Source organism: Megasphaera sp. AF13-6AC (assembly GCF_027685385.1).
Taxonomy (GTDB): Bacteria; Bacillota; Negativicutes; order Veillonellales; family Megasphaeraceae; genus Megasphaera; species Megasphaera micronuciformis.
The window spans coordinates 1-8,589 of record NZ_JAQCUN010000054.1 but is presented as its reverse complement, the minus strand read 5'-3'; the positions used below and the strand labels follow the sequence as shown (position 1 = coordinate 8,589).

10 protein-coding genes and 1 pseudogene are annotated in these 8,589 nt (G+C 45.8%); 4 read left to right on the top strand and 7 right to left on the bottom strand.

Annotation, left to right across the window (positions count from 1 at the left end):
• Both PGX78_RS04390 and PGX78_RS04385 read right to left on the bottom strand, forming a co-directional pair.
• Window positions 1–448: pseudogene (locus tag PGX78_RS04390) on the bottom strand (hypothetical protein); the annotation flags it as partial.
• Entirely contained in the window at window positions 432–869 is a 438-nt protein-coding gene (locus tag PGX78_RS04385; RefSeq protein ID WP_270445546.1) for a hypothetical protein, read from the bottom strand. The pseudogene PGX78_RS04390 and the gene PGX78_RS04385, both read right to left, overlap by 17 nt.
• 125 nt (window positions 870–994) lie before the next feature.
• On the opposite strand from PGX78_RS04385, the gene PGX78_RS04380 reads away from it, so the two are divergent.
• The 3 genes from PGX78_RS04380 to PGX78_RS04370 are packed head-to-tail and all read left to right on the top strand — an operon-like array spanning window position 995 to window position 3,798.
• The gene (locus PGX78_RS04380) at window positions 995–1,747 is read left to right on the top strand and encodes an HAD family hydrolase (protein WP_270445544.1); all 753 of its coding nucleotides are present in this window, start codon (window positions 995–997) and stop codon (window positions 1,745–1,747) included.
• A gap of 33 nt (window positions 1,748–1,780) precedes the next feature.
• A complete protein-coding gene (locus PGX78_RS04375) occupies window positions 1,781–3,040 on the top strand; it encodes a DEAD/DEAH box helicase (RefSeq protein WP_270445543.1) in 1,260 nt (419 codons plus the stop codon).
• A gap of 47 nt (window positions 3,041–3,087) precedes the next feature.
• Entirely contained in the window at window positions 3,088–3,798 is a 711-nt protein-coding gene (locus tag PGX78_RS04370; RefSeq protein ID WP_270445542.1) for an NAD(P)H-dependent oxidoreductase, read from the top strand.
• Between the two features lie 57 nt (window positions 3,799–3,855).
• Here the strand turns inward: PGX78_RS04370 and nagA are convergent, their stop codons facing one another.
• Entirely contained in the window at window positions 3,856–5,007 is a 1,152-nt protein-coding gene (gene nagA, locus PGX78_RS04365; RefSeq protein ID WP_270445541.1) for an N-acetylglucosamine-6-phosphate deacetylase, read from the bottom strand.
• Window positions 5,008–5,175: 168 nt separating this feature from the next.
• Entirely contained in the window at window positions 5,176–5,520 is a 345-nt protein-coding gene (locus tag PGX78_RS04360) for a hypothetical protein (RefSeq protein WP_270445540.1), read from the bottom strand.
• Window positions 5,521–5,808: 288 nt separating this feature from the next.
• Between PGX78_RS04360 and PGX78_RS04355 the strand changes: the two genes are divergently transcribed.
• Window positions 5,809–6,165, top strand: a complete 357-nt coding sequence (locus PGX78_RS04355; RefSeq protein WP_270445539.1) for a winged helix-turn-helix transcriptional regulator — start codon at window positions 5,809–5,811, stop codon at window positions 6,163–6,165.
• Between the two features lie 71 nt (window positions 6,166–6,236).
• Here the strand turns inward: PGX78_RS04355 and dapA are convergent, their stop codons facing one another.
• The 3 genes from dapA to PGX78_RS04340 all read right to left on the bottom strand — a co-directional run.
• Window positions 6,237–7,133: a 4-hydroxy-tetrahydrodipicolinate synthase gene (dapA, locus tag PGX78_RS04350; RefSeq protein WP_270445538.1), complete on the bottom strand. Its 897-nt coding sequence runs from the start codon at window positions 7,131–7,133 to the stop codon at window positions 6,237–6,239.
• A gap of 15 nt (window positions 7,134–7,148) precedes the next feature.
• On the bottom strand, window positions 7,149–8,183 hold the full coding sequence (locus PGX78_RS04345; protein WP_270445537.1) for an aspartate-semialdehyde dehydrogenase: 1,035 nt from the start codon (window positions 8,181–8,183) through the stop codon (window positions 7,149–7,151).
• A 22-nt stretch (window positions 8,184–8,205) separates the two neighbouring features.
• Window positions 8,206–8,589, bottom strand: a 384-nt coding sequence (locus PGX78_RS04340) for a 4-hydroxy-tetrahydrodipicolinate reductase (protein WP_333523897.1), incomplete at its 5' end; no start/stop codon positions are given.

Below are 8,589 nucleotides of genomic sequence, written 5' to 3'. Positions count from 1 at the left end.
GTATTGGCAAGGCATAAAACAAAGGATCGATAAAGTCGGAAAAACTCCGTTTTCGCACCTTATCATGCCATAGAAAAAAGATACGACCCATAACAGCTTGCCCCATGAGTACCGCTATCATCCACAACGTATACACGCCGACTCTGGAGGGATAGGATTGCCAAAATTCCGTACTTCTTAGCGCTCCTAAAAAGGCCGTTCCGAAAAGGAGTGCCACAACGGTCGCATAAATCAGTAACCCTGTAGACGGGTACACGGACTTCCCGAAAAGACGCATATCTCTACGTCGCAGCCAAGGCGGAACAGTAAGGATTAATACACCAAGCAGTAACGGCGACAGACTCGTAAAGAAAATCCGATCGGACACGAAGGTGCCGAACGGTAATGGCAAAATCCACAATGCGGACCAAGCAACGGCGGCTACGAGACCTTTAAGGGTTTCCCGCATAAACCGACTCTCCTTTCCGCATTTTACGACCCGTCAGTATGCAAGCAATAGTTAAGGTAAGAACCAAATCGGCATACATGAGAATTATAAAGACCAAGTCTCGGCCGGCGGCAGGCCATTGCCAAAAAGGTGTCAGACATTGCATCAGATTGCCGTGTTCTACAACAGCATACACGGCAGCAGCGACAATAATCCGCGCCGCCACGATACCTATACGGCGAATGCGCACATTTTTATCGCCGAAAGCGGCTCCCGCCATCCCTACATAGGCCAAGGGAATAACCGTCGATAAAAAACCGTAGGAAACTGCAGCCACAACGGCACTGGATCCACTATGAATCGTATAGGCGCCGATGGGTATAAGAATGGTAAAAAAGCTCATATACAAAGCCTGCTTACACACATCTTTCCATAAGGACATACCAAACCCTCCGTATTATACTTCATTATTTTTTAAGTATATCAAAAAAATACATCTCATCATAGGCTTCCCCTTTTACCTAAAGATCGCTTATATTATAATAACGGGTATGTACGGAGGTCAGAATGAAACGAAAATACTTTTTCTTTGATATTGACGGAACCTTGGGCTTAAAACTGACAAAGCAGTTGCCGGCCGATACGGCTTATTGCCTGAAACGACTGGTACAAAAAGGACACTTTATCGCCATTGCGACAGGTCGAGCCCAATATGATGCGGCCCACGTCGCCAAAGCATACGGCATTCACTCATTTGTCGCCGACGGCGGTAACAGTCTTACACTGGACGGAAAAATCCTTAAGCTTGAGCCATTACCACTCACAGCCGCCAAGGCCGTTTTGCGAGAATTTGAAAAACAAGGTATTCCTTGGGCGGCTGCTACGGAAAACAAACCGATTATGCGTTCCAAATACGACAGCTTTGACATCTCCGGGTATACTCATTTTGAACAACATTACGGTACGGATGACACTATTGATTCCATTCAAGCCGTTTACAAGATTTTTTTCGATTGCCCTGCAGTTATGCCGAACTTACACGGCCTCCCCGTCATTCCTTATTTAGGAAACCGTCTTTTAATAGAACCGACTCACAAAGAAAAAGGGATTTTCGAACTCATGAAAATGATGGGTGAGTCTCCGGAAAATGTTGTAGTTTTCGGTGACGGCATGAACGATATTTCCATGTTTACAAAGCCGTTTTTTTGCATTGCCATGGGTAATGCAAAAAAAGAACTCAAAGACCGTGCAGACTACATAACAGACCGCAATGATGCGGGCGGAATCGTAAAAGCGTGCAGTAAATTCGGCTGGATTTAGTATTATTACATATGCTACATAAGGAGTTTTATTATGAATAAAACCTTTGCTTCTCTGGGTATTAACGCCTCTCTCGTGGAAGCTTTGACAAATCAACATATTACGGAACCTACGGCTGTTCAGGAACAGGCCGTACCGGCTGCCCTTAAGGGGCATAATCTCCTCGTCCAGGCACAAACCGGTACAGGTAAAACCTTGGCTTTTCTTCTACCGATTTTCCAAGGTATAAAAAAAGACGCGTCTATGACACAAGCCTTGATTATGGCACCGACACGCGAGTTATCAGAACAGCTTGCCACCGTCGCCGACTCTTTTACGCCTGTTACGGGCTTGGACATTCTCAATCTTATCGGCGGCAAAACCATTGAAAACCAATTGCAGAAATTGCACCGTCGGCCTCAAGTCATTATCGGTACACCCGGTAGACTCTTAGACCATTGCCGCCGCAACTCTCTCGACTTGAGCGGTGTTCACTATGTCGTCGTCGATGAAGCGGACCAAATGCTACAGTCCGGCTTTTTATCGGAGGTGGACGAACTTATCGGCATGACTCCGAAAAAAAGGCAACTCCTCTTTTTTTCCGCTACCATCCCCGATAAAGTACGCAGCCTTGCCAAAAAGCATATGGATCGGCCCCTAAGCCTTACTGTCCGTGAAGGCGAAACGATTACGCTGGAAAATATAGAACAGCGAATTTACATGATGAGCGAAGATCGCAAATTTGAAAAACTCTGTGATATGCTCACCGAATTTAACCCCTACCTGGCCGTTGTCTTCTGTAATACGAAAGACCGAACTAAGAAACTGGCGGGCGATCTTATTGCCCGCGGTTTTAACGTCGCTGAACTGCAAGGCGATATGTCTCAAGGGCGCCGTAATCAGGTGATGCGTGATTTTGCCAAGGCCAAGACACAAATTCTCGTCGCTTCGGATATTGCCGCCCGAGGTATTGATATTGAAGGGATTTCCCACGTTTTCAGTTACGATGTCCCCGGTGATACGGACTACTATATTCACCGTATCGGGCGTACGGGACGTGCCGGATCTTCAGGACTATCCGTCATGTTCGCGACAGGTTCCGATGAAGACAAAATTCGGCGCATTGAACACACTATACAAGCAACGATCACAAAATACACGGCTAACGGTAAGATTAAGACAGTAGGAGCCAATAAGGCTCCTAAGAAAAAGCGAGTCTACAAAGACACCCGCCCGGCCAGCACCTACCAGGCTACTAAAAAGAAAGTACATAAAACAAAGCACAAGGGTGCCGATCACCGACGTCGCAAATAAGAAACAGTAATAACAGATGAATCTACGTATACTATAAGGAGACAGACATGAACAAATACGAAATAGAAACCGTCGAATTAAAAGCGCCTAATCTGAATCGCAATGATTTAGCTTATGCTATGAAATATCGCTATGCATGCAAAAGATTTGACTCAGCTAAAAAGATTTCCGACGACGATTGGAATGCTATTCTTGAGTCCGGCCGATTAGCACCGACATCTCTCGGTTTTGAAGCCTTCCGGTTATTAATAGTACAAAACCCGGATATCCGCGAAAAAATGAAACAATACGGCTGGGGAATTTTAGCAGGTCTCGAAGCCAGTCACGTAGTCGTATTCCTGGCTCGCAAAAAGTCGGATCTGGAATTTGATTCCCCCTACATCCGCCATATTCAAGAAGAGGTAAAACAATTACCGCCTGAAGTAGATGCTGCCTATCGCCAAAAATATGCTCAATTCACTACTGAAGATTATAAAACATTTGAATCTGAACGGGCTGCCTTCGACTGGTCTTCCAAGCAGGCCTACATCGTCATGTCCAATATGATGACTATGGCGGCTTATGAAGGACTTGATTCTTGCCCCATGGAAGGCTTTAATCAAGATAAGATGACCGCCTTTTTGGGTGATGAACTCGGTCTGTTCGATACGAACCGCTTCGGAATTGCCGTTATGGCAGCCTTCGGTTATCGCGACGAAAAACCGCACCGCAACAAAACACGCCGCACCTTGGATGAAATCGTTCAGGTTGTTGAATAAAAACCGAGAGGCTGTACGGAATGAAAATACATTCCGTACAGCCTCTTTTGTATGTGTCTAGACACTAAAAACTGTCGTTCCGTCAATAATTGTCTCTTTTACTTGTAAAGTATCTTCATCAAGAAGGACTATATCCGCCGCCTTACCGACTTCAAGGGATCCCAACTGATGATCCAAGCCGAGACTTACGGCTACATTCAAGCTTGCCGCCGCTACGGCTTCTGGCAAGGACGCACCCGTATTATGCATGAATCGACGTACACCGTCAGCCATGGTAAGAACACTGCCTGCTAAAGTTCCGTCTGCCAATTCCGCACAATTCTCGTGAACGAAAACCTTCTGTCCGCCCAATTCCGACTCACCGTTTTCTGTCAAGCAAGCTCTGATGGAATCGGTAATCAAGATGATACCGTTCCTCCCCTTTGCTATATACGCCAACCTTTGTGCTGCCGGATGCAGGTGTACATCATCACAAATAAGTTCGCACACGGCCCGTTCATCCGTCAAAGCCGCACCTACCACACCCGGCTTGCGGTGATGTAGAGGTGATTGAGCATTATATAAGTGAGTCACATGATAATGATCAAGACCTGCCAAGCGCTCTGCCAGCTTTTCATACGTAGCGGCACTATGCCCGACAGAAACTATGATTCCCGCCTTTTTGCACGCTTCTAAAAAAGAGTTGTCGGGTAAAGTCTCCGGCGCCAGAGTAACGATGCGTACCGTATCTATAAAGGGTTCTATTAACGAAAAATCGGCCTTAACAATATGGGTGCTCTTTTGAGCCCCCTTATAGACATCATTGATGAACGGCCCCTCCATATGGGCACCCAGGACTTTTGCCCCGATACACCGCTCCTTCATATAACGGCGAATACGAGTCAATGCACGCGTAATACTTTGCGGATCATAAGTCATAGTCGTCGGCAGAAAGGCCGTAACACCCGTTTCGGGCAAGCGTTTTGCCATGACGGCTAACGCTTGAGGATCGTCATCCATGACATCGACGCCTCCCAGGCCGTGAATATGTTCATTAATAAAGCCCGGCACCGCAATATAGCCGCTTCCGTCCGTTATAACACGGCATTTTCCTGCTTGAAAGTTATCAGTGCTCACGATTTGCTGAATTCCGCTCTCATCATAGACAAGAACACGGCCGGTAAGAACCGTCTCTTTCGTCACTATACGGCTGTTTATTATAGCTTTCATGAACTGCCTCCTGCCTTCGAAATGCGTAATCCGCCCTTATAGATCGTATGTGTTTTATTGTACACTTCGCCTGACTGTATGTCTATGAACAGGACTTTCCCGAAAGAGTGGTTATATAAAGGCCGAATAAAAAGCGGTTCCGAAAGGAGCCGCTTTTTATTCAGCAAATTAGATTTCATCCAAATGATCGATAATATCTTTACACGCAATACATCCCGGGCAATCACAAAATTCCGCACCTTGCGCCTTAATTTCTTCGGCATGTTTCAACATGGCATGAGCCGCTTCTTTACCGAACAATTCCGCTGCCGTAGAAGAACCCATAAAATCAATAGTTTCGTCAATAAGAGCAATATTTTCCTTCACAACAGTCGGCAACTCTTTCGTCAATCCGGCTTGCTTATCCGTTCCTTCAGCCCCTAACCATTCATTGGCGAAGGCCTTTACCGTTTCATTACTTGATGCCGCATCTGCCAAGGCCTGTACTTTTGCTTTCAATTCTTCGTGTGTCATAGTAACCTCCTGAATTTACGTCGCTTGCTTACTGAAACTGCATCGACTCATATTTATTACACACTCATTATAGTAGCTTACGCTTACACTGAATAGTAGAATTATTTCCGATAGGTACTATCAAATATGATAGATTTAGGTCGTTTACTGCCTATTTTTTCAAAAATATTTGTACATATAAAAAAGATACTGTTAATGAGTTGACTCCTTTATGCGGTGTGCTATATTGATAAATAAGCATGTATTACCTACCGTTTATTTACAAAAAACGTTTAAAAGGAGATTTCTATGTCAGACACACTCACCAACATACATGACCTCGTAGGACGATGCCCCTTTGCAACAAGCCAAAAGGTCTTAGCCGGCAAGTGGGTACTCTTAATCTTGCACGAACTGGCAGAAGGTCCTGTTCGCTTTCGAGAACTTGAACGTCGTTTGAATCCCATTACTCAAGCCACTCTGACACGAGCACTCCGACAAATGGAACATGACGGTCTTATCTCCCGCAAGGTCTATGCCACAGTCCCGCCGAAGGTAGAATACAGCCTATCGGAAGTGGGATCCGAGTTTCGCACAGTCCTGACCGCTTTAGAATCTTGGGGACTGAAATACATTGAATTCATGAAAGAGTCAGGTCGTATCTGATTCAACACAAAAAAAGAGTCATAGCAGCGGCTATTCATCAGCCCGTTGCTATGACTCTTTATTCGTTTGTTCTATTTGCGGCTATAAAGTCCCGCTTTTTTCATCATGCTGTCCAAGAAGTTCTTTACTTCGTCACTTGCATTTACCATAGGCAGCCGGAATACGCATTTAGACGTAATCTTCAACATTTGGCAGCACTCTTTGACAGGTATCGGATTAACAGTCGTGAAGATTCCCGTCATGACATCAAGGTATTTTTGATTGATAGATGCAGCCGCTTCCATGTCTCCGTTCTTGCAGCACTGTACGATGGCATTCATTTCTTTGCCGATAATATGTGATGCCACACTGATAACCCCTGTGCCTCCGACAGCTGTAATAGGCAATGTCAATGCGTCTTCACCGCTATATACGCGGAAGTCCTCTTTAGTGTCGCGAGCAATCTTCGTAGCCGCCACCAAGTCACCGCTGGCTTCTTTTATGCCTACAATATTGGGGAAGTCCGCAGCCAGTCGCACTACCGTTTCAGGCAAGATTTTACCACCCGTCCGCCCCGGTACATTATAAATAATAACAGGTAATGATACGGCCTTTGCCACTGCCGCAAAGTGTGCGTAACACCCGTCCTGATTCGGCTTATTGTAATAGGGTACTATTACGAGCAGACAGTCAACGCCGGTTTTCTCAGCTTTTTTGGCAAATTCAACAGTAGCCGCCGTATTGTTAGAACCTACATTCGCCATAATCATAGTACGATCGCCGTATTCATCGGCGGCAAACCGGAAAAGACGCAATCTTTCTTCTTCCGTCAGTGTAGCACCTTCACCGGTCGTACCGGCAACGAGTAACCCGTCCGAACCGTTTCCAAGCAAATATCTTGCCAATGAATCAAACTCGTCAAAGTCAATATTCCCGTTTTCATAAAAGGGCGTGACCATAGCCGTAATAACGTTTCCGAACTTCAACATAACCCGTACTCCTCCTTATATATCGTGTTTTATCATATATTCCGCAATTTGCAACGCATTTAAAGCGGCCCCTTTGCGGATTTGATCCCCCGATACCCAAAGATTGACGGCTTTGGGATTAAATAAATCCTTACGGATGCGACCTACATACACATCATACTTTTCCGAAGTATACAAGGGCATGGGATATTCCATTTTAGCCGGATTATCCTGAACCTGTGCCCCCGGAAAAGCATCGATAGCACGACGAATTTCTTCAACGGTCAGTTCTTTTTCCGTTTCCACATAAACCGATTCGGCATGACTGCGGAATACGGGCACGCGAACCGTTGTCGGTGTAACGGCAATAGTATCGTCATGGAAGATTTTATGTGTCTCATTGACCATCTTCATTTCTTCCTTAGAGTAATCGTTGTCCATAAAAACATCAATTTGCGGCAATAGATTAAAAGCAATGGGATAGTGTTTATCCAAGCTCTTTGTAGGCAAGATTTCCGCTACCGGTTCTTTTCCCGCCATAACATCTTCCACTTGTTTACGCAGTTCATCAATGCCTTCCTTACCGGCGCCGGATACAGCCTGGTATGTGCTGACCACAATTTTAGTAATTTTAGACAAGTCGTAAATAGGCTTTAAGGCCATTAGCATAATAATGGTCGAACAGTTCGGATTGGCAATAATCCCCTTATGCTTACGAATGTCTTCAGGATTCACTTCGGGAACAACCAACGGTACATCGGGATCCATGCGAAAGGCACTGGAGTTATCAATGACAACACACCCTCGTTTTACCGCTTCGGGGGCTAATTCTTTACTGATGGACCCGCCGGCAAACAAGCCGATGTCAACGCCTTCAAACGATTCGGGTTTCGCTTCTTCTACCGTATACTCCTTACCGTTAACCGTCAGCTTCTTACCTTCCGAACGTTTGGATGCCAACAACTTCAAGGAACTGTACGGGAAGTTGCGTTCTTCTATTAATCTGATAAATTCCTGTCCTACAGCACCGGTAGCCCCCAAAATGGCTACAGACGGATTCTTCGTACTCATATGTAAAGCCTCCTGTACAGTTTTATAAATAGTGTTCCAAGCCGAAGGTCACACCCTTGCGGGAATCCACCTTCTTTACGGCTAAGACAACGCCGGGCATAAAGGATTTTCTGTCCAACGAGTCGTGACGGACCGTAAGGATTTCCCCGTAGCCGCCGAAAAGCACTTCCTGATGTGCCACATACCCGGGCAGCCGTACGCTATGTACGGGTATGCCCTCCACCGTAGTGCCTCTGGCTCCGGTAAGACTTTCGTGTGTTTTGTCCGGAGCCGGTTCCGCACCGGCTTCACGACGAGCACGGGCTATTTTTTCAGCCGTCATTTTGGCCGTACCGGACGGAGCGTCTAATTTATTATTGTGGTGTAGCTCAATGATTTCTACATCAGGCAAGTATTTAGCGATTTC